Annotated in this window: 19 protein-coding genes, 1 pseudogene and 1 other annotated feature; of the genes and pseudogenes, 10 read left to right on the top strand and 10 right to left on the bottom strand. The window is 42.5% G+C overall.

What is annotated here, in order from left to right; genetic code table 11:
• Window positions 1-154: 154 nt before the first annotated feature.
• Together QS795_RS08815 and QS795_RS08810 are read left to right on the top strand one after the other, a co-directional pair.
• Window positions 155-1909, top strand: a complete 1755-nt coding sequence (locus QS795_RS08815; protein ID WP_286271158.1) for a SulP family inorganic anion transporter — start codon at window positions 155-157, stop codon at window positions 1907-1909.
• Window positions 1910-2123: 214 nt separating this feature from the next.
• A complete protein-coding gene (locus QS795_RS08810) occupies window positions 2124-3332 on the top strand; it encodes an IS4-like element ISVsa5 family transposase (RefSeq protein WP_001339197.1) in 1209 nt (402 codons plus the stop codon).
• Here QS795_RS08810 and QS795_RS08805 read toward each other — a convergent pair.
• Window positions 3311-4087 carry a YciC family protein gene (locus tag QS795_RS08805; protein WP_286270666.1) on the bottom strand — a complete coding sequence of 259 codons (777 nt, stop codon included), beginning with the start codon at window positions 4085-4087 and terminating at the stop codon, window positions 3311-3313. The two genes, QS795_RS08810 and QS795_RS08805, sit on opposite strands and share 22 nt — an antisense overlap.
• Before the next feature lie 406 nt (window positions 4088-4493).
• On the opposite strand from QS795_RS08805, the gene ompW reads away from it, so the two are divergent.
• Window positions 4494-5141: an outer membrane protein OmpW gene (gene ompW / locus QS795_RS08800; RefSeq protein ID WP_036956531.1), complete on the top strand. Its 648-nt coding sequence runs from the start codon at window positions 4494-4496 to the stop codon at window positions 5139-5141.
• A gap of 398 nt (window positions 5142-5539) precedes the next feature.
• On the opposite strand, the gene trpA is transcribed toward ompW, so the two are convergent.
• The 5 genes and pseudogenes from trpA to QS795_RS08775 form a co-directional block, all read right to left on the bottom strand.
• Window positions 5540-6346: a tryptophan synthase subunit alpha gene (gene trpA, locus QS795_RS08795; RefSeq protein WP_286270670.1), complete on the bottom strand. Its 807-nt coding sequence runs from the start codon at window positions 6344-6346 to the stop codon at window positions 5540-5542.
• A complete protein-coding gene (gene trpB / locus QS795_RS08790) occupies window positions 6346-7536 on the bottom strand; it encodes a tryptophan synthase subunit beta (protein ID WP_286270671.1) in 1191 nt (396 codons plus the stop codon). The genes trpA and trpB overlap by 1 nt, the downstream gene beginning before the upstream one ends.
• Before the next feature lie 54 nt (window positions 7537-7590).
• On the bottom strand, window positions 7591-8967 hold the full coding sequence (gene trpCF / locus QS795_RS08785; RefSeq protein ID WP_286270672.1) for a bifunctional indole-3-glycerol-phosphate synthase TrpC/phosphoribosylanthranilate isomerase TrpF: 1377 nt from the start codon (window positions 8965-8967) through the stop codon (window positions 7591-7593).
• Window position 8968: 1 nt separating this feature from the next.
• A pseudogene (trpD, locus tag QS795_RS08780) lies at window positions 8969-10599 on the bottom strand (bifunctional anthranilate synthase glutamate amidotransferase component TrpG/anthranilate phosphoribosyltransferase TrpD).
• Entirely contained in the window at window positions 10599-12173 is a 1575-nt protein-coding gene (locus tag QS795_RS08775; protein ID WP_286270675.1) for an anthranilate synthase component 1, read from the bottom strand. Before QS795_RS08775 ends, trpD begins: the two are co-directional and overlap by 1 nt.
• Before the next feature lie 26 nt (window positions 12174-12199).
• Window positions 12200-12301 (bottom strand) — a sequence feature (Trp leader region).
• A gap of 188 nt (window positions 12302-12489) precedes the next feature.
• Here QS795_RS08775 and rnm point away from each other — a divergent pair.
• The 4 genes from rnm to QS795_RS08755 all read left to right on the top strand — a co-directional run bounded on the left by rnm (window position 12490) and on the right by QS795_RS08755 (window position 16701).
• Window positions 12490-13362, top strand: a complete 873-nt coding sequence (gene rnm / locus QS795_RS08770; protein WP_286270677.1) for an RNase RNM — start codon at window positions 12490-12492, stop codon at window positions 13360-13362.
• Window positions 13363-13593: 231 nt separating this feature from the next.
• Complete coding sequence (locus tag QS795_RS08765; protein ID WP_154638435.1) at window positions 13594-14214, top strand: L-threonylcarbamoyladenylate synthase; 621 nt, start codon at window positions 13594-13596, stop codon at window positions 14212-14214.
• Between the two features lie 196 nt (window positions 14215-14410).
• Window positions 14411-15328, top strand: a complete 918-nt coding sequence (rluB, locus tag QS795_RS08760; protein WP_036956541.1) for a 23S rRNA pseudouridine(2605) synthase RluB — start codon at window positions 14411-14413, stop codon at window positions 15326-15328.
• Between the two features lie 458 nt (window positions 15329-15786).
• Window positions 15787-16701: a hypothetical protein gene (locus QS795_RS08755; protein ID WP_154604402.1), complete on the top strand. Its 915-nt coding sequence runs from the start codon at window positions 15787-15789 to the stop codon at window positions 16699-16701.
• A 32-nt stretch (window positions 16702-16733) separates the two neighbouring features.
• Here the strand turns inward: QS795_RS08755 and cobO are convergent, their stop codons facing one another.
• Entirely contained in the window at window positions 16734-17324 is a 591-nt protein-coding gene (gene cobO / locus QS795_RS08750) for a cob(I)yrinic acid a,c-diamide adenosyltransferase (RefSeq protein WP_154603742.1), read from the bottom strand.
• 23 nt (window positions 17325-17347) lie between these two features.
• Window positions 17348-18109, bottom strand: a complete 762-nt coding sequence (locus QS795_RS08745) for a YciK family oxidoreductase (RefSeq protein ID WP_286270683.1) — start codon at window positions 18107-18109, stop codon at window positions 17348-17350.
• A 178-nt stretch (window positions 18110-18287) separates the two neighbouring features.
• On the opposite strand from QS795_RS08745, the gene sohB reads away from it, so the two are divergent.
• Window positions 18288-19334, top strand: coding sequence for a protease SohB (gene sohB, locus QS795_RS08740; protein ID WP_036956548.1), 1047 nt, complete (start codon window positions 18288-18290; stop codon window positions 19332-19334).
• A 94-nt stretch (window positions 19335-19428) separates the two neighbouring features.
• On the opposite strand, the gene QS795_RS08735 is transcribed toward sohB, so the two are convergent.
• A complete protein-coding gene (locus tag QS795_RS08735; RefSeq protein WP_154603744.1) occupies window positions 19429-19686 on the bottom strand; it encodes a DUF2498 family protein in 258 nt (85 codons plus the stop codon).
• A 287-nt stretch (window positions 19687-19973) separates the two neighbouring features.
• Here QS795_RS08735 and topA point away from each other — a divergent pair, with 287 nt between their 5' ends.
• Together topA and sodC are read left to right on the top strand one after the other, a co-directional pair.
• Window positions 19974-22592, top strand: coding sequence for a type I DNA topoisomerase (topA, locus tag QS795_RS08730; protein ID WP_154603745.1), 2619 nt, complete (start codon window positions 19974-19976; stop codon window positions 22590-22592).
• A 337-nt stretch (window positions 22593-22929) separates the two neighbouring features.
• Window positions 22930-23463 (top strand): superoxide dismutase [Cu-Zn] SodC, encoded by a 534-nt coding sequence (gene sodC, locus QS795_RS08725; RefSeq protein WP_286270686.1) that lies wholly within the window; start codon window positions 22930-22932, stop codon window positions 23461-23463.
• Between the two features lie 263 nt (window positions 23464-23726).
• On the opposite strand, the gene QS795_RS08720 is transcribed toward sodC, so the two are convergent.
• Window positions 23727-25238: a phosphoethanolamine transferase gene (locus QS795_RS08720; RefSeq protein WP_286270688.1), complete on the bottom strand. Its 1512-nt coding sequence runs from the start codon at window positions 25236-25238 to the stop codon at window positions 23727-23729.
• Window positions 25239-25256 lie beyond the last annotated feature (18 nt).

The raw sequence follows: 25256 nt of genomic DNA, 5'->3' as shown, positions 1-25256 counted from the left end.
AAAGTTTGCTCTCTTTTACCAAGAATTAAGCCTGTAAACCAATCAAATTTGCACTATTTTACCCTTATTTGACTTAGTCCTAGATAAACTTTAATAGTTCAGATATAAATAGTCTACACAAGAAATTAACTGATTAATTTTTAGAGATTTTTCCATGATAAAGGCGCGATTATTTAATCTGATGCCCGGTTTACAAACCGTTAGCCAATATCAGTTGGCGAACTTGGGACCGGATGTGAAAGCGGGGCTGTCGGTTGCCGCCGTGGCGCTGCCTGTGGCAATTGCTTATGCTGAACTCATGGGGATCAATGCCATTGTCGGGCTATATGCCTGTATTTTACCGATGTTGATGTATGCATTGTTTGGAACCTCTAAACAATTAATCATTGGGCCGGATGCGGCAACCTGTGCGGTGATCGCCGCTGCCGTTGCGCCCTTGGCGATGGGGGATGAAAACACCCGTTGGCAATTAATTATTGTGATGAGCTTAATGACGGGAATATGGTGCCTGATTGCAGCACGTTTTCGTCTGGGGATGTTTGCCGATTTCTTATCCGGACCGATTTTACAAGGGTTATTAAATGGGGTCGCACTGACCATTATTGTCAGCCAGCTAGGGAAAATTTTTGGTATTGATTCGCTTCCATCTGGGTTTATCGAGCGTTTAGTGGCATTACCGCTTGCGCTACTTGAAACCCATATTCCGACATTAACGGTGGCGGTATTAACGTTAACGGTGACGATGGTCATCAAACGGGTACGCAGTAAATGGCCTTCATTGTTAATTGCGATGGTCTTGGCAACGAGCGCCAGCATTGTTTTCAATCTTGAGCAATATGGCATTAGTACCGTCGGTAATCTGGGTAATGGGTTACCCTCGATAGCGGCACCGGATTTTAACCCCGGCTTATTGCGGGACTTGGTGACGCCCTCTTTAAACTTAGCGGTGATCAGCTTTGTGAGCTTTATGATGACGGCGCGAAGCTTTGCCAGCAAAAATGGTTATACCGTGGATGCAGACCAAGAGTTGCGCGCCTTAGGCATGGCGAATATCGCGTCTGCATTATCTCAAGGGTTTGCGGTAAGTGCGGCCAGTAGCCGAACTGCTGTGAATGATATGATGGGCGGTAAAACGCAGATGGTATCGGTCATTGCTGCGCTCACTATTTTGGTGGTGTTGCTGTTTTCAATGGATCTACTGGGTTATATTCCGATGCCCGCATTAGGTATGGTGCTGGTGGTCTCGACGTTTTCACTGATTAGCTTTCGCAGCATTTATGCTATGCGTAAACGTAACCGACAAGCCTTTTTCTTATGCGTTTTTACTTTATGCGCAGTGCTAGTGGTCGGCTTGATCAGCGGCGTGGGTTTTGCCGTGTTGTTAGGTTTGCTGCAATTTTTGCGGGTGATATTCCGCCCAACAGATCAATTATTAGGGGTCGATGAACAGGGCATGTTGCACTCTATGAACCCTGATAATGATATTCAGGCGGTTGAAGGGGTGCTGATTTATCGCTTTAACTCACCGTTGACCTATTTCAATGTTAACTATTTTAAAGATCGTTTAAATAAGCATATCGATAGCCAGCGTAAACGTCCGGCGTGGGTCATTGTGGACGCTGCCGTTAGCTTCACCCATAACGACGTGAGTGTCTTCTCTGCACTTAATGAGCTCGTGACGTCATTAAAAGCGAAAGGGGTAACGCTGGTGTTGGCTGGGCGAAGAACATCCCTAAACCGTTGGTTATCACAAAATAAAATTAGCCGTTCTGATGATGATTTACTGGTGGTGCCAGATATCTATTTCGCTATCCGCTTGATCCAGAGTAAGCAGCATATTCAGCAAAAAAGTGTTGAAGAACGCAAGGAGAGTGAGGAAGGAATCGTTGATAATAAATTGTCAGAGTAATGGTTTCGATAGAATGAAAAACAAAAGGGCGTCACTTTGAAGAGATGCCCTTTTTAGATCATTAAATCTGTTTCTATTTATGCGTTATGCGTTTTTGCTACTCAGCACTGATGAATCCCCTAATGATTTTGGTAAAAATCATTAAGTTAAGGTGGATACACATCTTGTCATATGATCAAATGGTTTCGCGAAAAATCAATAATCAGACAACAAGATGTGCGAACTCGATATTTTACACGACTCTCTTTACCAATTCTGCCCCGAATTACACTTAAAACGACTCAACAGCTTAACGTTGGCTTGCCACGCATTACTTGACTGTAAAACTCTCACTCTTACCGAACTTGGCCGTAACCTGCCAACCAAAGCGAGAACAAAACATAACATCAAACGAATCGACCGATTGTTAGGTAATCGTCACCTCCACAAAGAGCGACTCGCTGTATACCGTTGGCATGCTAGCTTTATCTGTTCGGGCAATACGATGCCCATTGTACTTGTTGACTGGTCTGATATTCGTGAGCAAAAACGACTTATGGTATTGCGAGCTTCAGTCGCACTACACGGTCGTTCTGTTACTCTTTATGAGAAAGCGTTCCCGCTTTCAGAGCAATGTTCAAAGAAAGCTCATGACCAATTTCTAGCCGACCTTGCGAGCATTCTACCGAGTAACACCACACCGCTCATTGTCAGTGATGCTGGCTTTAAAGTGCCATGGTATAAATCCGTTGAGAAGCTGGGTTGGTACTGGTTAAGTCGAGTAAGAGGAAAAGTACAATATGCAGACCTAGGAGCGGAAAACTGGAAACCTATCAGCAACTTACATGATATGTCATCTAGTCACTCAAAGACTTTAGGCTATAAGAGGCTGACTAAAAGCAATCCAATCTCATGCCAAATTCTATTGTATAAATCTCGCTCTAAAGGCCGAAAAAATCAGCGCTCGACACGGACTCATTGTCACCACCCGTCACCTAAAATCTACTCAGCGTCGGCAAAGGAGCCATGGGTTCTAGCAACTAACTTACCTGTTGAAATTCGAACACCCAAACAACTTGTTAATATCTATTCGAAGCGAATGCAGATTGAAGAAACCTTCCGAGACTTGAAAAGTCCTGCCTACGGACTAGGCCTACGCCATAGCCGAACGAGCAGCTCAGAGCGTTTTGATATCATGCTGCTAATCGCCCTGATGCTTCAACTAACATGTTGGCTTGCGGGCGTTCATGCTCAGAAACAAGGTTGGGACAAGCACTTCCAGGCTAACACAGTCAGAAATCGAAACGTACTCTCAACAGTTCGCTTAGGCATGGAAGTTTTGCGGCATTCTGGCTACACAATAACAAGGGAAGACTTACTCGTGGCTGCAACCCTACTAGCTCAAAATTTATTCACACATGGTTACGCTTTGGGGAAATTATGAGGGGATCTCTCAGTACTCAGCATATATAAACGGAAAAAGTAAATTAAGGCAAAAGCGGCAATCATGTTGTTGATCAGGAATGAAATACCATTGACCACAATGTGATTCAGTTGCAGGCTGCTTAACAGCATGCTGACTAACATTTGCGTTGCCATCCAAATTAAAATCATTGGGACAGCGATACGCCAATTGGCAAACGCCAGCTTCCAGCTTCTGCCCATGGCATTAAATGGATTCACTTTTTCATTCATTAAAATGGCAGGAGCAAGAGAAAAGCCAATCGCCAAAATCAGACCAGGAAGTACCATCAAGGTGATACCCAGCTGAATTAATAAGGAACAGATAATCAGCAGCAGGAACATCGCAGGGGCTTTAGGTAATGATGAAACCAATGCTTGAGTCCCGTTCACGGCTTCACCGCGAGATAAATTGGCGATATAAGAAAGCACGCCGCACATCAGTACCAAACTTCCCAATGCTACGGATAAAATCAAGCCCATAGACACACGCAGAATGCTGTTTTTCTCGTCTTCAGGTAAGTTCAGTACCCAATTTTGTAACCCAGCATTACCCGCTTCAAGTAGCTGGTTCTGCGCTTCAAGTAACACGCCAATCATCCGTTCATTAGGAATTAACATTGCGTAGACAATCACGCTGATTGCGGTGGCGATTAACACAATGGTGAAGAGGCCATTCAACTGGTTTTTAAAAAAGTTGATGCTGTCACGAAAGAGTGAGTTGGCCGAAATGGACATGTAACTGCTCCTATCTACAAACGGAATAAAAATTTGACGGTGATTGTAACTGAGTATCGGACGTATAGGTAGAGAAAGATAAGAAAAGTCTGGGAGTTAGCCTAAATAGGTGAGCTACTCAATAAATGAGTGCATCTCTATTAATAAAGAATAATCCTAAAGGTGCATTTTAAATATATATTTAAACCGCGGTTTAATTAGCCATTAATATAAAATCATTTCTTATTTTAATAGTTATTTCATGAAAATTGATTCAAATCAAAATAGAAAAAACTAGTAATGGAATAATAAACTCAGCTTTATTACGAAATATATAAATTAGCAAAAGATGTGATCTTGATTTGAATATTATATTTAAGAATAGGCTATATTTTGCTAAATAATAAACATAGGAATGGGATTGACAATGAAAAAACTCACTGCGCTTGTATTGGCTGCTGCAACTTTAGCTCCAGCGGCTTCATTTGCTCATGAAGCTGGCGACTTTTTATTTCGTGCAGGTACGGCTACGGTAAGACCTAATGTTGGTGGCGATGACGTTAAATTAGGCAATGCAAATTTAGGTCATTTTGATGCAAATAATAATACTCAATTAGGTTTAACTTTCGGTTATATGATCACCGATAATATTGGTGTGGAATTATTAGCAGCGACTCCGTTTGAGCATAAAGTTGGTACTGGTCCAACAGGTAATATTGCAACAGTTAAACACTTACCACCAACTCTGATGGCTCAATATTACTTCGGCGGTAAAGAAGATAAACTGCGTCCTTATTTAGGTGCAGGTCTGAACTATACCTTCTTCTTTGATGAGAAATTTAATAGCACTGGTAAAGAAGCTGGTCTGTCTGACCTAGACCTGTCAAGCTCTTGGGGCTTTGCAGCGCAAGCAGGTATGGACTACATGCTTGATGAAAACTGGATGTTAAACGCCTCTGTTTGGTGGATGAATATTGACACTGACGTTAAATTCAAAGCAGGTGAAGACCGCGTTAAAGTTGATACTCGTTTAGACCCATTTGTATTTATGTTTGGCGTGGGTTACCGCTTCTAATTTTTTAAGGACTTAAGCAAGTTTATTCTTGCTCGCTAATGGATTAGAAAGCAGTAAAGAAATCCGGGAATATATTCCCGGATTTTTCGTTTTTAGAGAATAAAGAATATAATGAGTAGAGAACTCAATGTTAAATTATGTATATTTTATTTAACATTGAGTTCACAACTTCAAGAAAGACCAATAATCAGAGTGGAAATTTAATTCTATAATTAAATACCAAGATAGATATTTAAACTAAATTAGACTGAGTGACTTTACCTAATATATTTTAAATATTATCCTCGAAGTAGAAATTTGACAAAAGCAATTGAATACATTAATGGCTATTTGAAATAAAAAAAGCCATCAAAATATGGATGGCTTTCTGACACAATGAAGAAAATAAATTAAGGCGACTATTTCTGCGTGGCGGCTTTCATATTTGCCACAAACTCCGTTAATTTACTGAGCATCTCTTGTGGTTGCTGTAGGTTATTTTCAATGATTTTTACCACAGCAGACCCCGATATTGCCCCCGCAGCGCCATTACGAATGGCTTCAGTCACTTGAGCAGGCTCTGAAATACCAAATCCTTGAAGCGCTGGCGCTGCGCCATATTGGGTTAATTTGCTCACTAAATGGGTTAATGGCATTTGCGCTCGCTGCTCTGTGCCAGTGACACCAGCTCGAGAGAGTAAATACGTATAACCTTGGCTATGTTCTCCAATCTCTTTTAGCAGTGCGTCATCCCCATTAGGTGGGCAAATAAAGATAGGGGCGATACCGTGGGCGATGGCTGATTCACGAAATGGCTTTGATTCACGCATTGGTACATCGGCAACTAAAACGGAATCTACGCCAGCCTGTTGGCAACGCTGATAAAAATGGTCGATCCCATTGGTGAAAACTAAGTTAGCGTACACCAATAAGCCTATCGGCATATCAGGGTGTTTGGCTCGAATACGCGCTAATAACTCGAAGCATAACGTCGGTGTGATCTCGCTTTTAAAGGCACGTAAATTGGCATTTTGAATTGTCGGGCCATCCGCTAAAGGGTCAGAGAAGGGGATGCCTATCTCTAAAGCATCCGCACCACCGGCAATTAACGCATCGACAATTTTTAAAGAAAGCTCAGCATCAGGGTCGCCTAACGTGACAAAGGGAACAAAAGCGCCTTGATTTTGTTGGTTTAAACGCTGAAAAAGTTGAGTATAACGCGTCATTAGATTTCCCCTTTGCTGGTCAAAATATCATGTACCGTAAAAATGTCTTTATCACCACGACCGGATAAATTGACAATTAACAACTGCTCTTTGTTTGGATTTTGTTCTGCCATTTTGAGGGCGTAAGCCAGTGCATGAGATGACTCTAATGCAGGAATAATCCCTTCTTTGCGTGACAGTAATTTAAAGGCGTTTAGCGCTTCATCATCGGTAATCGAAACATATTCCGCACGACCAATACTGTTTAAGTGCGCATGTTGAGGCCCCACTGATGGGAAATCTAACCCTGCTGAAATGGAGTAAGATTCTTCAATCTGCCCTTCAGAGGTTTGCATCATTGGGGATTTCATACCGAAATAAATCCCAACACGACCATGTTTTAACGGAGCGCCGTGTTGCCCTGATTCAATACCGTGACCGGCAGGCTCAACACCAATTAATCCGACGCTTTCTTCAGGAATAAATGACGCGAACATACCGATAGCATTGGAGCCGCCGCCGATACAGGCGATCACCGCATCAGGTAAACGGCCCTCTCTTTCTAAGATTTGCTGTTTTGCTTCATCGCCGATCATGCGTTGAAATTCACGCACAATAGTCGGATATGGGTGAGGGCCCGCCGCCGTGCCTAATAAATAGTGGGCGGTTTCATAACTGCCAGACCAGTCTCTTAGCGCTTCGTTACAGGCATCTTTTAAGGTTGAAGAGCCGCTATGTACAGGGATCACTTCTGCGCCCATTAGCTTCATACGAAACACGTTTGGAGATTGGCGCTCAACGTCTTTTGCACCCATGTAGATACGGCACTTCATATTTAATAAGGCGCAAGCAAGGGCAGTAGCAACACCGTGCTGACCCGCTCCGGTTTCAGCAATAATTTCATTTTTTCCCATACGCTTGGCGAGCAATGCTTGCCCCAACACCTGGTTGGTTTTGTGTGCGCCACCGTGAAGTAAATCTTCGCGCTTTAAATAAAGTTTAGTTTTGGTTCCTGCTGTCAGGTTGCGGCACAGAGTTAATGCAGTTGGACGACCCGCATAGTTTTTAAGTAGGTCATGGAATTCGGTTAGGAACGCAGGGTCATTTTGTGCGTCAATAAAGGCATCTTCTAGCTGGTTCAATGCTGGGATCAAAATTTCTGGGACATATTGCCCACCAAACTCACCGAAATAGGGATCTAATTTGCTCATTATTTATTATCCATTTTAAGTTTATATGTTCAGTATGATTAATATGGCTTTGTGCTAAATCGCCATACGGGCTGATTTCAATGCATCAAAGACTTGGTTTAATTTTTGTTCGGATTTAATACCCGGTTCGATTTCAATGCCGGAGTTAAAATCAAGCCCATTGCAGACGAGTTGGGCGGCTTGCTGGCAGTTTTCAGGGCTAAGTCCGCCAGCCACCATCAGTTTGTAGCCGCTATTTGCTGGTATTGATGACCAATCAAAGGTTTTTCCTGTACCGCCAGCGCCGTTATCTAATAGCAGTAAATCAATTAACGCAGGGTCATAATCGGCGATTTGGCTATCAGCCATATTCAGTGCTTTCCAAATGTGGCAGTGAGCGGGCAACATTTCACGTAATTGTGCCATGTAAGTATTATCTTCATCGCCATGGAGCTGAACTGCATGTAGCGCCAATTGTTGGGCAATATGCGCCACAAAATCTGCGGATTGATTACGGAAAACGCCCACAAATTTAAGTGGTGCAGCATGAATAATTTGCCTTGCCTGTGACAGTGTCACTTTACGGGGGGATTTTTCAGCAAAAATCAGTCCACCAAAGTTAGCACCTGCAGCAAATGCGGCTTTAGCATCTTGTTCACGGGTTAATCCACACACTTTATGCTCACCAATCAGCAGGTTACGCAGTGCTTGAGGTAAGTCCGCTTGCTCCATCAGGGCACTACCAATTAAGAAGCCGTTCGCGACATCCGCAAGGCTTTGAATATGTTGATGTTGAAGAATACCTGACTCGCTGATCACCACGGTTCCAGCCGGTAAACGCGGTGCGAGATGACGTGTACGATTTAAATCGATAGACATATCGCGCAGGTCGCGGTTGTTGATCCCAACCACCTTGGCTTTCAATGTTATCGCACGTTCCAGCTCTTCGTCGTTGCTCACTTCGGTGAGTACGCCCATATTCAGTTGGTGTGCAACATCGGCAAGGGCAAGGTATTGTTCATCATTTAATACGGACAGCATTAATAAAATGGCATCCGCTTGGTAATAGCGAGCAAGGTATATCTGATAAGGGTCAACGATGAAATCTTTGCACAGAACGGGTTGTTTCACGGTATTGCTGACGATGGTCAAATAATCCATTTTGCCTTGAAAATATTTTTCGTCAGTCAAAACTGAAATTGCAGAAGCATAAGGGGCATACATGCCCGCAATCACTGCAGGATCGAAATCTTCACGGATAAGCCCCTTGGATGGAGACGCTTTTTTGCACTCTAAAATAAACACAGGGCGCTTAGCTTGTAAGGCTGAGTAGAAATTTCGTTGAGCAGGTTGCACTTCAGATTGAAAACTTGCCAGCGGTTGACGCTGTTTGCGCTCTATTAAATAGGCAAATTTATCATCCACAATCTTTTGTAATACAGTGCCTTTCATCTTAGTGCTCCCTTGCAGCTAGTGCCAGAACGCGGTCAAATGCTTTACCGCTACGAATAATATTGAGTGCGTGTTCGCTGTTTTCTTTTAAATCTTCGTAGCCATTAATACGTAACAACATGGCGACATTTGCGGTGACAGCAGCTTCATGAGCAGCTTGACCATGACCTTGTAATAATTGTGTCAGTAGAAAACGGTTTTCATCTGGGGTACCGCCTTCCAAATCTTTCAGCTGATAAGGCGCTAAACCAAAATCTTCAGCTGTCAGAGTATATTGCTGAACCTCACCATTTTTTAACTCGGCGACATGGGTTGGTGCATGAAGTGAAACTTCATCCATCCCTCCACTATGTACCACAGCAGCGCGGGTAAACCCAAGCATTTGCATGGTTTTTGCTACCGGTTCAACCAATGAATCTTGATAGACGCCCACTAAAGCTAACGGTGGGCGAGCTGGGTTAATTAATGGGCCCAGAACATTAAATAAAGTACGGGTTTTTAATTGGCTACGTACCGGCGCGGCATGGCGGAATCCACTGTGATATTGCGGCGCAAATAAGAAACATAAGCCTAACTCGTCTAACGCATCACGGGCGCTTTGAGCGCTTAAATCTAAAGCAATGCCAAAGGCGGCGAGTAGATCCGATGAACCTGAACGACTGGAAACGCTGCGGTTGCCGTGTTTCGCGACTTTGATCCCACATTTTGCCGCCACAAATGCGCTGGCGGTGGAAATATTAATACTGTTGGCGCCGTCTCCCCCTGTGCCGACAATATCACTGAATTGATAGTCAGGGCGTGGGAAAGGTTGGGCGTTTTCTAAGCATGCCAATGCAGCACCGGCAATTTCTTGTGGTTGTTCGCCACGCATTTTCATGCTGATCAAGACGGCAGCAAGTTGGGGTTCAGTGAGTTCACCTTGAATAATCGCGTTAAATAAATATTGGCTCTCTTGTTGAGTTAACGCTTGCGCCTTAAATAATTTATCGTAAATGTTTTGCATGATTGGCTCTCTGTGTCCCATTAGTGCGAATGTGATGTTGTTTTGTTGGGGGAAGAAAGCGCCCATGCCACCGTATTTTCTAACAACAATTTTCCTTGGGTGGTTAAGATGGATTCGGGGTGAAACTGGAATCCACACACTCGCTGTTCATCATTGCGCACCGCCATGACCATGCCATTGGATTGTGCGCAAATAGTTAATGATTCAGGGATTTGGCTACCCACTAAAGAGTGATAGCGAGCCACTGAAATAGGGTTTTCTAAGCCGGTAAACATGGCTTGTTCATCGTGGGTCGCCATTGATGCTTTGCCGTGTAAAATTTCACCCGCAGGGGAGACTGTTCCGCCATAAGCTTCAACAATGGCTTGATGCCCTAAGCAGATGCCAATCACAGGAATGGTGCCTATTACTGATTTAAGTACTTCCGGCATACAGCCCGCGTCACTGGGTTTTCCAGGGCCCGGTGAAAGGACTAAAATCGCATCATCGAGCTGATTCAATACAGATAAAACATGTGCCGCATTAACGGTGTTGCGGTAGATCACCACGTGATGACCGCCAGCGCGTAATTGGTCGACCAAGTTGTAGGTGAAGGAGTCGACATTATCGAGTAGTAAGATATTAGCCATTAAAATAACTCCTCAACTTGGTGGGCTTGGGCAATGGCGCGGATCACCGCGCGGGCTTTATTACGAGTTTCGTCGGCTTCACCTTGTGGAGACGAGTCGAGGACAACGCCTCCGCCAGCTTGAACGGTGGCAATGCCGTTTTCGACATACGCGGAACGAATAACGATGCAAGTATCAAAGTCGCCTTTACCATTAAAGTAACCCACAGCGCCGCCGTAAGAGCCTCTGCGCTCTTTTTCACATTCTGCGATCAGTTGCATCGCTTTAACTTTCGGCGCGCCGGTTAATGTCCCCATATTCATACAGGCTTGATAAGCATGGAAAACATCTAAATCGCTGCGTAAAGTGCCAACAACATGGGAAACTAAGTGCATGACAAAAGAGTAGCGGTCAACTTTGGTCAGGTTGGCAACATAGCGGCTACCTGCTTCACAAATTCGAGCTAAATCATTACGGGCTAAGTCCACCAGCATGATGTGTTCGGCCAGCTCTTTTTCATCGGTACGCATGGCCAATTCAATGCGGCTATCTAAATCTAAGTCGATATTTCCTTGCGCATTGCGACCACGAGGACGGGTACCGGCAATTGGGTAGATTTCCACCATGCGAGTTTGTTTGCTGTATTTCAACGCGCTTTCTGGGGAAGCACCGAACAGGGTGAAATCGTTGTCTTGCATATAGAACATGTACGGGCTTGGGTTTTGCGCCTTAAGTTTTTGATAGGCAATCAACGGTTGTGCACATGGCATACTGAATTTGCGTGATGGGACGACTTGGAAAATATCACCGCGGTAGATGGCTTCTTTTAATGTATTAACTACACGCCCATATTCTTCATCGTTTTTATTGATAGTGACGCTGAAGTTGTCTTGTTCACCCAGAGGTAATGCGGGTAAGTAAGGGCGGCACGCAACGATAATGTCGCTGTGGCGTTGTTTTACTTGTTCGACGATGTGGGTGTCTGCGGTAAATAACAGGCTTTTTAAGCGCGCAGCTTGGTTCTGATGGTCGATCACTAAATAGTGTTCAGCGACAAAAAAGCAGAAATCTGGGCATTGGTTTGTGGCTGCGACTTCTGGTAATGCTTCAAAATTTGCCACTAAGTCATAGGCAAATAATCCGCCCATAAACAGGATTTCTGGTTTCGGGAAGTGGGCTTGCGCCAGTGCAGGCAATGCGCGTAATACATCCAAACATGATGCGCTTTTTAAGCGGCTATCTTCATCTAATTGGCTTTCTGGTTGAGCAAAGATGACGGTCAGATGGTTTGTGGTTAAATCGCGAGAAATCGCTTTCTCGGCTAATTGTGCATTAATTAAAGGTAATAGGGCTTGGCCATTTTCAGTTAAGGCTTCAATTTCAACCCGTTGACCAAATGCACGGATGCGTAATGCGCTATCGATGATTAATAGGCTTTGTAAATTAGCTTTGTTGTTGACTTCAGCCGACTCTAACAGCATGGTAGCGGCTTTATTCTGGCACAGGTGATTAAATAACAACGTAGGATCCGGTTGATAGTTAATTGGGCTATCCAGATGATTAAAATGTGCTAATGTGGTGTTTTGTTTGTTCATTTTGCTGCCTTAAGCTAATTTTAGACGTAAAAAAACCCGCTGGTTGAGGGCGGGTTCGGCACTGAGGCATTAACAATTTATGCGCGTGCGGCTTCCGCCCAATTTGGGAAGTCGCGCCACCAACGATTTGATAAATTGAAAATAGTCATACATGCCTCACTGGATAAACAAATTAAGTTTTAAATGCTTTTGCAAACTAATTCTTTTGAATACAAGCAATCTTGCGTACTAGTAAACTGGATCGCGTGGTTTATGTCAATAGCTGTTTGTATTTATTTTTAATTTTCGTTAAGTCGAAAAGGGAGAAGGTAACACTATGTCGCAAGATTCGACGCCAATAATGACTCGCTATGACTTACATAGCCATACGAATGCATCAGATGGAGAATTGCCTCCCGCTGAGTTAGTCGAACGTGCGATAGCAATGGGTGTGAATATTTTATCAATTACGGATCATGATACTTGTGATGGCTTAATTGCTGCCAAAGCGTATCTTGCTGATAATTCACGTCCATTAACATTAGTTAACGGAGTTGAAATATCCACCTTGTGGGAAAATATTGAAATTCATATTGTTGGTTTGAATTTTTCACCGAGTCATCCAGCGATGGAAACGTTACTGGAACAGCAATCACAACGCCGCCTAGAACGCGGGATTGAGATAGGTCGTCGCTTGCAAAAGGCAGGGATTGAGGATGCGTGGGAAAATGCCCAAGCGATCTCGGGTGGCGGGCAGGTCACGCGTGCGCATTTTGCGCAGTACATTGTCAAAATTGGCAAAGAGAAAACCATCAATAATGTGTTTAAGCGCTATCTGGCGAAAGGAAAAACCGGCTATGTTCCTGCTCAGTGGTGCAGCATTCAAGAAGCAGTGGATGCCATTCATCAATCTGGCGGTGTCGCGGTTCTGGCGCATCCATCAAAATATCAATTATCGAATAAATGGTTAAGACGCCTGATCGATCACTTTAAAGCCTGCCAAGGGGATGCGATGGAAATTTCTCATTGCCAGCAACCAGCAAATGAGAAGCGATTTTTAGGAGAGTTGGCACAAGAGGCAAACTTGAAAACCTCTGTTGGATCAGACTTCCATCGCCCTTGTTCGTGGATTGAGTTAGGGCGGAATTTATGGCTCCCTGATGATGACCAAGCCGTTTGGACCCTCTGGGATAAAGTGAATGAGGGATAAAGTGAATTGACGGGCAGCTAAAACCCCCTAGTTTGTAAGAATATTACCTAATTCGTTGATGGATCACGGTTTGGGTGTAAAATAGTCTGTATATAAATTATTTTGTTGAGTCACAATATTATTTGATAAAGATATTATTGTGACCGTTTTGTTTTGTAAGAATAGATAGATAGTGCCATTTTTAGGTCGTTCACCGGATGATGCTGTCGATACTCAACTATAGAGGTCACTATGAGCCAGTTTTTTTATATCCATCCGGACAACCCTCAGGCAAGGCTGATAAGCCAAAGCGTTGAGATCCTGAATAAAGGCGGTGTTGTCGTCTACCCGACAGATTCAGGTTATGCCATTGGTTGTCGTTTAGAAGAAAAAAATGCCCTAGAACGTATTTGCCGTATCCGTAAATTGGATTCAAACCATAACTTTACCTTGATGTGCCGTGATCTATCCGAAATCTCTAATTATGCCCATGTGGATAACACCGTATTTCGTTTAATCAAAAACAATACGCCGGGTAACTACACCTTTATTTTAAAAGCCACCAAAGAAGTGCCTCGTCGCTTGATGAACGAAAAGCGTAAAACCATTGGGTTACGCGTACCATCAAATCCTATTGCCCGCGACCTGTTAGAAGCGGTGGGTGAGCCATTAATGTCCACTAGCTTGATTTTACCGGGAGATGATTTTACCCAATCCGATCCAGAAGAGATCCGCGACTTACTGGATAAACAAGTGGATTTAGTGATCCACGGTGGTTACATCGGGCAAAAACCAACCACGGTAATTGATTTTACCGACGACACACCAGTTGTCGCCCGTGTCGGAACTGGCGACCCAACCCCATTTGAATAAGCCAGTCTTCCTTGAAGGTGCATTCTTTCAGGGAAGACGATTAGTCATAGGGGATCACAATAAACCTGTGTATAATGCGCAGGTTTTCAAATTCATCACTTTTTGCCGATGACGCAAGACTTGTTAATTGAGTGAGACGTGTTTTAATCGTGCAAAAAGCTATTTGACGCCTGTGAAGGCGACAGCTGAGGATCTCATGAGTTCTAAACCGCAACAAACTGAAAAGTTACAAAAAATTCTTGCCCGTTCAGGGCATGGCTCCCGCCGAGAAATCGAAGGTCTATTGAAAGAAGGCCGCATTAGTGTTGATGGCAAAATGGCAACATTGGGTGACCGTGTTGAAGTCAAAGCCTCCACAAAAATTCGTCTTGATGGTCGAGTCTTAGCGATAAAAGAGCCAGAAAAAGAAATTTGCCGCGTGATGGCGTACTACAAACCGGAAGGGGAATTGTGCACGCGCCATGATCCTGAAGGTCGCCCAACGGTATTTAACCGTTTACCAAAACTGACTGGGGCTCGTTGGATTGCTGTAGGGCGTCTAGATGTGAACACCAGTGGTTTATTGTTATTTACAACCGATGGTGAATTAGCTAACCGCTTAATGCACCCAAGCCGTGAAGTGGAACGCGAATACGCAGTACGTGTATTTGGTGAAATCACGGATGCAAAAATTCGTCAGTTAACCACTGGCGTGCAATTAGAAGATGGTCCGGCATCCTTTAAAACTGTGTCGTATCGCGGTGGTGAAGGAATGAACCAATGGTATAACGTCACCTTAACTGAAGGTCGTAACCGTGAAGTTCGTCGTCTATGGGAATCTGTTGGTGTGCAAGTGAGCCGCCTGATCCGTGTTCGTTACGGAGATATTGATTTACCGAAAGGTTTACCACGTGGTGGTTGGACTGAATTAGGTTTAGAGCAAACTAACTATTTAAGAGAGTTAGTTGAACTAGATGTTGAAACAGAAAGTAAAGTGTCTGTTGAGCGCGATCAGCGCCGCATCAAAGCTAACCAAATTCGCCGTGCGGTGAAACGTCACACTCAAGTGGCATCTCGTCCAGCTGCGAAGCGCCAAACTTCACGCCCAACGGCTAAACGTCGTACTCGAATCTAATCGTATAACGTTATTCGAATGGTTAAAAATAAAGGTTATGGTATTTGCCATAGCCTTTTTATTTTTGTTTCAGTTAAATAGAATAGCGAAATAATCTGCTACTCTTTTTGAATACTTCAATTATTAATTCATTCAATTTTCATTTATCTAGCAATTGGTTTGTTATGGAAAAATTGACTTAAAATCAAACAATCATTTCCGATAATATAAATAAACTATCCTAATCTTAAATTATTATTTATTGGTTGTCTTTTTTTGACTAGAAAACGATAAAGTAAAAACAGGCTGGGTTATTCCACTTATTACTTTTACTTCTTTGTTATTTTGATATTTAAAACTTAAAATACGCCAATCAAGAGTTTATAAGGTATCTGTCACATTATGAGGCTTTTATATTGTACAACTCGTCCATCTAATCTATTTTTATCATAATGAAACAATAAAAGGTTTTAATGTTTATGTTATGTGCAAAGTCGGCGAAATATGCAGCACTATTGAGTTTTGGCATAACAAGTTGTGATGTTTATCAACCACATACTTCAGAGAGTGGGCGCTTCTTTTTTAGTAATGACTCGTCGGAAAATTATTCTTTTTTTATTGATAATAAACTGATGGTGATCCCGAAAGCGTCAGTGGGTAGCTTGTATTTAAAGCAAGGCTTGCATTCCATGACAACCGGAGAAGGCCAGCACATTTATTTTATGGTTTACCCTGGTAATAAAGGGGGGATATTAAATCCCCAAAAGCATCTTTATTATTCTTATGGCTTTGTATACGGTAATAATGGAATTCCCTCTATTCATAATAAAACCATACAGGAATTAACTGTGGGTGATTATCGAGTAAAAGGGAGAGTTGAGAGTAGTGATGATTTCATTATTGATAATAACGTATTCAACTGTGATTACCCGATCGGAACACGGATCCCTGATGAATTAAATTCGCTAACGACAGTTAGTAAAATAAAAACAAAGTGTTTCTCTTATTCAGAATTAATTACGGCGATTTCTTCGGATGATAAGCAAATGACGCAACTGGTTGTGCGTCAAAATGAACCCGTACAAAACAATACGGTGAGTTTAACATTTGACTATCTTGTCACACTCCCTGTTTTTGAAGATCAGCAAATCCAGCAGTACGCGATGAAAGTGAACACACTGATTCAAGATTACCGAGCATCCTCTGACCCAGAAAAAAAACAGAACTTTTATAATCAATATCATGTAGCCGTATCGAATATGGCGGAGCTCTATAGCCAATGGGAAACTGGGGATAATTGCCTTGAAGAGCGACAAAAATATTTGCAATTCTTGTCGCAAACCGCCGCTATTTTTAGTGCTGGGGTTTTAAAACTGGATGTAGCACCGAAATAGCCTGTGGCAGCTAACGAGTATGTTGCCAGTGGCTACCAATCAATCCCTTTTTGCGCTTTGATCCCCGCATCAAAGGCATGTTTAACAGGGCGCATTTCTGTCACCGTATCGGCAAAATCTAATAGATCACGGTGGCATCCTCGACCCGTAATAATGACGGATTGATTTTCAGGGCGGCAACTTAATGCATTCATTACTTCAGCAAGAGGAAGATAATGGTAACTGACCATGTAGGTTAGCTCGTCTAGGATCACCAAGTCATATTGAGGGTCTTGCAATAATTCCACTGCATGCTGCCAAGTTTCAAGGCAAGCTTGTGTGTCAGTCTGCTTGTTTTGCGTTTCCCAAGTAAACCCTGTGGACATCACATAAAAGGGGACGCCGTGAGGCTCTAAAAGATTGCGTTCGCCATTGTCCCAACCCCCTTTAATAAACTGGACAACTGCCACTTTTTTGCCATGACCGACAGCGCGACAAGCGGTGCCAAATGCTGCCGTCGTTTTTCCTTTTCCATTGCCAGTGAAGACAATCAGGATCCCTCGCTCCAACTGGGCGGCTTCAATTCGCTCATCCACTTTTTGCTTTAAACGTTGTTGGCGTTCTTCGTGTCGGTCTTGGCTCATGGTTTGCTCCGTTTCAGTCGATTTTAAGCTTTAATCGGTTTTAAATTGGGCTGAGCGTCCACGCTGGTTCCTGTTTGCTCGGCGCTATCATCACCCATTAAGTATAGATAAGTCGGCATAATATCGGCAGGTGTTTTTAAGGTCATTGGATCTTCACCGGGTGCAGCGCCTGCACGCATAGCGGTACGGGTGCGTCCAGGGTTAATGCAGTTAATGCGTAATCCAGTGCCTTGGTACTCATCGGCTAAGACTTGCATTAAACCCTCAGTTGCAAATTTTGAAACGGCATAAACGCCCCAATTAGCGCGCCCTTGTTTACCGACACTTGAACTGGTGAAAATCAACGATGCCCGAGGAGCTTTTTCTAGTAAAGGAAGTAATGCTTGTGTGAGCATAAAGCCCGCATTGACGTTAACTTGCATGACGTCATGCCAGAGTTGAGTGGGTTGCTCGCTGATTGGTGCGATATTTCCTAGCAAGCCAGCGCTATGTAATACACCATCTAAATAAGGGTGTTGTTTGGCAACATCGTCAGCGATAACTTGGCAAGTTTCGTCAGTTGCAGTCAGTAAATCAATCACATAGGTTTCTACGGATGTGCCGGTAGAGTCAATAATTTGCTGTTTAACCGCGTCTAATTTTTGCGGGTTACGGCCTAATAAAATGACAGAGGCGCCAAAGCGTGCATACGTTAATGCTGTTTCTTGACCAATTCCGTCGGTAGCGCCAGTAATTAAGATAGTTTTACCATTTAAAAGATCTTGTCTAGGCTGATAATGAAGCATAATTTTTCCTATCGTCATGAGTCGCGTTGAAGGTTATCATCGCGTAGATTGCACGGGAGGGCAATTTACCACATTTGTTTCATGTCTGTGGTTATTGATAACAGTTTTTTTACTGGTTGTTTATGAACAATCATGCGATCATTTTTTTATTAGCGTTAAATATTAGAAGGATCAACTTGTGGAGTATTTCTCTTTGTACGGACTGTTTTTAGCAAAAGTGGTCACCATTGTGGTCGCCATTGCTGTGATTGCAGTATTTGTATTTGGCGTAGGTATGAGACGTCAAGGAAGTAAAGGCGCGTTAAAAATTACTGACCTAGGTGAAAGTTACCGTGAACGCCAACGTCAAATGCAGCAGATCAAAATGAATGATTCTGAGCAAAAAGCGTGGTCAAAGGCATTTAAAAAGCAGGAAAAAGCCAAGTCTAAAAATGAGAAAGCCGGGGCGAAAATGGGGCAAACAGCCGTCAAAAAGCCTTGCTTATATGTCTTAGACTTTAAAGGCAGTATGGATGCTCGTGAAGTTAGCTCTTTACGTGAAGAAATCAGTGCAATTCTGGCAGTTGCGGATCAACAAGATGAAGTTTTACTACGTTTAGAAAGCCCAGGTGGTTTAGTCCATGGCTATGGCTTAGCAGCTTCTCAGTTGATGCGATTGAAAGAAAAAAATATCCCGCTAACAATTGCAGTTGATAAAGTTGCGGCAAGTGGTGGCTATATGATGGCGTGTATCGCGAATAAAATCGTTGCGGCACCGTTTTCTATTATAGGCTCTATTGGTGTTGTCGCTCAGGTTCCAAATATTCACCGATTATTGAAAAAACACGATGTGGATGTGGAACTGCACACTGCAGGGGAATATAAACGTACTCTGACGATGCTTGGCGAAAATACAGAGCAGGGGCGTAAGAAATTTGTTGAAGATCTGAATTCAACTCACGAACTGTTTAAAGACTTTGTTCATCAAAATCGTCCATCTCTTGATATTGCAGCGGTGGCAACAGGCGAATATTGGTATGGAACGCAAGCGCTAGAGAAAGGGCTCGTTGACCAAATTGGTGTTAGTGATGATTTGATCATCAATGCAATCGAAACCAAAGAAATTATCAGCATCCGTTTTGTGATGAGCAAGAAAATGGTAGAGCGCTTTACCAGTAGCGCTGCAGAGAGTGCGGATAAGCTATTATTACGCTGGTGGCAGCGTGGGCAAAAGCCGCTTTTATAAAAAAGCCATAATGTTCACTGAATATTCATGACACAATATTTATGTTGAACTACCCTTAAAAATACCGGCTATAAAAGCCGGTATTTTTTTATGACTATTCTGATTCTTGCAGTCGGTACTTATCAGAAAATAGGTGCGCCAAATGCTTATACATATTAAAAGCTGCTGGACTTTTTAGGGATGGGATCCCGTTTTCATCAAGGAAGAATTCGCCTTTGAAAACTAAAACATCGCGATGTTGCTCGACATTATCCACGAACATGCCATCAAGGTACTCATCGTGGTTTTTGATGATTTCGTTGGCTTTTTCAAGCAGTTCTTGCTTTGAAATAGTTTGAATCTCATTGTTCATAGAATGCCTCTCTTGAAAAAATAATTGGTTGCTTCTAGCATTTTATCAGGTACAGTGTGTGTTTTTCAATGCGGCTAAACTGCATTATGTGGTTAAAATCAGTCAACTAGAGCAATTTGTATGCTTTACAAAATAATGTGACTGATGGATAAAATTCGTTTCGTTACAAATTATTGTGCGAAAAAATATTGATATATTGTGATTCTGTCGCAATATAAAAAAGAGATTCTCATTTTGCGCATTTGAATAGAAAAATGCGCCTTCGTTGATAGTAGGTAAAGGTAAATATGGGTAAAGCTCTTGTTATAGTGGAGTCCCCGGCAAAAGCCAAAACGATCAATAAGTATCTTGGCAGTGGCTACGTTGTAAAAAGCAGCGTTGGCCACATTCGTGATCTGCCGAAAAGCGGCTCTGGTTCACAATCCGGCTCACCAAAGAGTACAGGCTCATCTACCGATAAAGCAAAGACCGACAAAACAAAGAAAGTTAAAAAGGATCCGCAAGAAGCGTTAGTTAAACGCATGGGGATCGACCCTTATCATGGTTGGAAGGCGAATTATCAAATTCTGCCGGGTAAGGAAAAAGTGGTTTCTGAATTAAAAGCGTTAGCCGAAGATGCTGACCACGTCTACCTCGCGACGGACCTTGACCGTGAAGGGGAAGCTATTGCGTGGCATTTACGTGAAGTGATCGGTGGTGATGATTCTCGTTTTAGCCGAGTGGTGTTTAACGAAATCACTAAAAATGCAATTACTCAAGCATTTGAAAGTCCGGGCGAATTGAATATCGACCGTGTTAATGCTCAGCAAGCTCGTCGCTTTATGGACCGTGTTGTTGGGTATATGGTCTCTCCATTATTATGGAAAAAAGTGGCGCGCGGATTATCTGCTGGACGCGTACAGTCCGTCGCAGTAAGACTTATTGTTGAGCGTGAACGTGAAATTAAAGCGTTTGTTCCTGAAGAATATTGGGAGCTCCATGCGGATTTAGCGGATAAAAACGCCGTTAACTTACGTTTAGAAGTGACTTCCCAAGCGGGGAAAGCCTTTAAACCTGTTAATAAAGTCCAAACGGAAGCAGCGGTTAAATTACTGGAAAAAGCTCGTTATCAAGTAATTGATCGTGAAGATAAACCAACGTCCAGTAAACCAAGTGCACCGTTTATCACGTCGACACTCCAACAAGCGGCGAGTACTCGCTTAAGCTTTGGTGTGAAGAAAACTATGATGATGGCTCAGCGCTTATATGAAGCGGGTTACATCACTTATATGCGTACGGACTCAACGAACTTGAGCCAAGATGCAGTGAACATGGTACGTGGTTATATTTCCGATAACTTTGGCGCTCAGTATCTGCCAAAAGACGCCAACGTTTACACCAGTAAAGATAACTCCCAAGAAGCGCACGAAGCTATCCGCCCATCCAGTGTTGATGTATTACCTGATTCACTGAAAGACATGGAAAATGATGCGAAGCGCCTCTACCAGTTAATTTGGAATCAATTTGTTGCATGTCAAATGACCCCAGCAAAATACGACTCCACCACATTAACGGTGAAAGCGGGAGATTTCGAATTAAAAGCCAAAGGCCGTACGTTACGTTTTGATGGTTGGACAAGAGTCATGCCAGCACTACGTAAAAATGACGAAGATAAAACATTACCTGCGATTCAAGTAGGTGCTGAATTATCACTGCTGGAATTACTACCAAGCCAGCACTTTACTAAGCCACCAGCGCGCTTTAGTGAAGCTTCTTTGGTTAAAGAATTAGAAAAACGTGGCATTGGTCGCCCATCAACGTATGCGGCAATCATTTCAACGATCCAAGATCGTGGCTACGTAAAAGTGGAAAACCGCCGTTTCTATGCGGAAAAAATGGGTGAAATCGTTACAGACCGTTTAGAAGAAAACTTCAACGACCTGATGAACTACGACTTTACCGCTCGCATGGAAAACCAGCTGGATCACGTTGCGAATCATGAAGCAGAGTGGAAAGCGGTGTTGGATGAATTTTTCTCTGACTTCAGCAAGCAGCTTGATGTCGCAGAAAAAGATCCAGAAGAAGGCGGCATGCGTACCAACCCAATGGTGATCACTTCGATTATCTGTCCTGACTGTGAACGTCATATGGGAATTCGTACCGCATCCACAGGGGTATTCTTAGGCTGCTCTGGCTATGCATTGCCACCAAAAGAGCGCTGCAAGAAAACCATCAATCTGATCCCTGAAGATGAAGTATTAAACATCCTCGAAGGCGACGATGCAGAAACTAACGCCTTAAGAGCAAAACGTCGTTGTCCAAAATGTGGCACTGCGATGGACAGCTACCTGATTGATAATGGTCGTAAATTGCATGTATGTGGTAACAACCCAGCATGTGAAGGCTATGAAATCGAAGAAGGCGAGTTCCGCATCAAAGGTTACGATGGTCCGGTGATTGAGTGTGATAAATGTGGTTCTGAAATGCACCTAAAAATGGGACGTTTTGGGAAATACATGGGTTGCACCAACGAAGAGTGTAAAAATACCCGCAAGATCTTAAAAAGCGGTGAAATTGCACCACCGAAAGAAGACCCAGTACCGTTACCAGAATTACCGTGTGAAAAATCGGATGCTTATTTTGTGTTACGTGATGGTGCTGCTGGTGTATTCCTTGCCGCAAACACCTTCCCGAAATCGAGGGAAACACGTGCGCCATTAGTGGCAGAGCTGCAACGATTTAAAGACAGACTACCGGAAAAACTGGCGTACTTAGCGGAAGCACCAGCACAAGACGAAGAAGGCAACCCAACAGTAGTTCGTTTTAGCCGCAAGACAAAACAGCAATATGTTTCGTCCGAGAAAGATGGCAAGGCGACGGGGTGGAGTGCGTTTTATGTTGATGGGCAATGGAAACCCAAAGAGTAATTATTCGTCATATTTCGCGTGATAACGGCGTTGGCGTCACTTGGCTACTCGGGTCACATACTCATGTATGCTCCCCGAGATATCCGCGCTAGCCGCCTTGTTCTAACGCGAACTATTTAGAATAATAGTTTGGAATTCTGTAATGAAGTTCAAAATAAAAGCCAAAGCCAAAGCCAAAGCCAAATCTGAAATCATATAGAAGAGCCCTCTGGGCTCTTTTTTTATTCATAATTCGATAGCTCTCACATAACAAAAGCAGTAATCGCCCATTTTCATTCATTTATTATGCTAACGTTTAGCTTAAGGATAATAATCACAGTGAATGACTGGAGGCAGTATGAAGTTCAAATTATGTTTATTAGCGGCACTATTCACAACTAGCGCAGCGTATGCGGCACAAACTACGGTAGAGTTGAAAGAAGCGACAGCCAAAGGTGAGGGTAAAGCTATTGGTGAAGTGGTGATTTCTGAAACTGAATACGGATTACTCTTCACGCCTAAACTCTCAGGCTTGCAAGCGGGTGGCGTGCATGGTTTCCATGTACATGAAAACCCAAGTTGCGAACCGGGTGAAAAAGACGGTAAAACCGTACCAGCATTAAAAGCGGGCGGACATTTAGATCCAGCCAAAACAGGGGTTCACAAAGGACCTTATGACAAAACAGGCCACCTCGGAGATTTACCGGGCTTAGTGGTTGATAGCCAAGGTAATGCTACCTACAGCGTGTTAGCGCCAAAATTAAAATCCTTGAAAGATGTCCAAAACCGCGCACTGATGGTGCATGCGGGTGGGGATAATTATTCCGATCATCCAGAAGCGTTGGGCGGTGGTGGGGCAAGAATGGCTTGCGGCATCATTCCTTCGTCATAATTCGCACCGTAGCTGTGTTGGCTACACTCACTAACCCTAGTTACAAACTTGTGTATGTTCCTAGGGATTAGCTCATTTGCCGCCTTGCTACAGCACGAATTATTTAGAAGGAAGTTTTTGGAGTATAATTCGCGTGATAACTGCGTTGGCGTCACTTGGATATCTCGGGTCACATACTTTTGTATGTGACCCGAGATATCCGCGCTAGCTGCTTTGTTTAAACGTTAATAATTACGTTTATTACATAGCACGCAGACTTGTTATTACTTAGAATAATCATCAGGTAAATCATCATAAATTCGACGGTTTTTATTAAAATCGATGATGAAATTCTGATCGGTGCAATCATTTTTAGATAGCATATCGCAATTGCCTTCAATGCTACTTTCATTTACTCCTAACCATTGAGAAAACAAAGACATAAAGTTTAGACCACTGCGGCGGTTATTTATCGTTTCTTTTTGATTAGAATTATAAGATGTAATAAAAAATGGCACTTCATAATTTTGTTTGTATTTATCACTATGTGCTAACTCATTTCTGTCATACGTTAAAGACAACGCATGGTCGGAAAAATACATCATGGACCACTTAGAGTGAGTTTTACTTAAGTCAGAATAAATTTCTGACAGCAATTTATCTGTATTTTTTATACTTTGTACATAGCAAGAGAATTTTTGGTTCTGATAAAAATAGTCATATTGCCCCTCTGTTCTAGTACAAAATGGAGTATGGCTACCCATAAGATGAACAACAATGAGCTTTTTGGAACCTTTTGATTTTAAAGCCAGCTTAAATTCTGGCAATAATGCCACATCTGGAGAGATTAACTTATCATCTGAGCTTCCTCTTTTAATAAAGAAGCTATTATTTGCTCTACGTCCAATAGCGGCAACTGAGCCATCATACTCCCCAACAAACCCTTGATTAGATAACCAATAAGTATCAAAACCTGCTTTATTAGCTAGTGTCATGATATTATTCCCGATTCTAGGGTATAGAGATAAACTATGTGTTAAAGATGGCTGTGTCGAACTAGCAGCCGAAATGTAGTTAGTAAAGAAAATCCCATCGATGGAGCTCATAAAGGGAGTGTTCTGTATTTTAAATCCATATTCCTGCATAAAATCTTTTCGGACACTTTCTCCAATAACAATAACATAAGTATCATATTGGTTATTAATCCCTGCAATTTTAAACGTGTCATCACTTGTATACAAATCAATCTCATCGATTAATGAATGAATTGAGTAAATTAGTTCTGTAAAAAAGCGCGTTTCTGGAGCGCCCGAATTAGCCGCTTTCTCATATTTACCACTTAACGCATATTTTGATGGAGTGAAAAGGAAAACAATCATCACGATACTTAGCATTGTCTTTTTGAGATAATTTACTTTATCGGCTTTAATAAAGCTAACAAAGACTCCAAAAACTAGTGTAATGATAGAATAAATATAATACTTATTATCTATATTTGATATGAATTCTCGTGATTCTTGTATGTCAGTATAATAAAAGGAAGCAACCGTATTATATGTTGGAGGGCCATAAATTAAACCAATAGGCAAATATGAACTCGCTAGTATGGTGAAAAATAAAACAAAAAATCGATATAATCCATTGTTTAAATAAAGTAATGCGATGCTTAGTAACAAGACGTAAAGAGGCTTAAATGGATAGCCCATTACCTCATGTAATATTGAAAAAAGAATAAAGACGGAAATAAACTTAAGCATCATTTTGCTTAAAAATGTATTTTTTATTTTCTGTTTCATAACTAAACTTGAATACTT

This window comes from Providencia zhijiangensis, from assembly GCF_030315915.2.
Taxonomy (GTDB): domain Bacteria; phylum Pseudomonadota; class Gammaproteobacteria; order Enterobacterales; family Enterobacteriaceae; genus Providencia; species Providencia zhijiangensis.
Note: the sequence above shows the minus strand (reverse complement) of the source record. Positions and strands in the feature narration are given on the sequence as shown.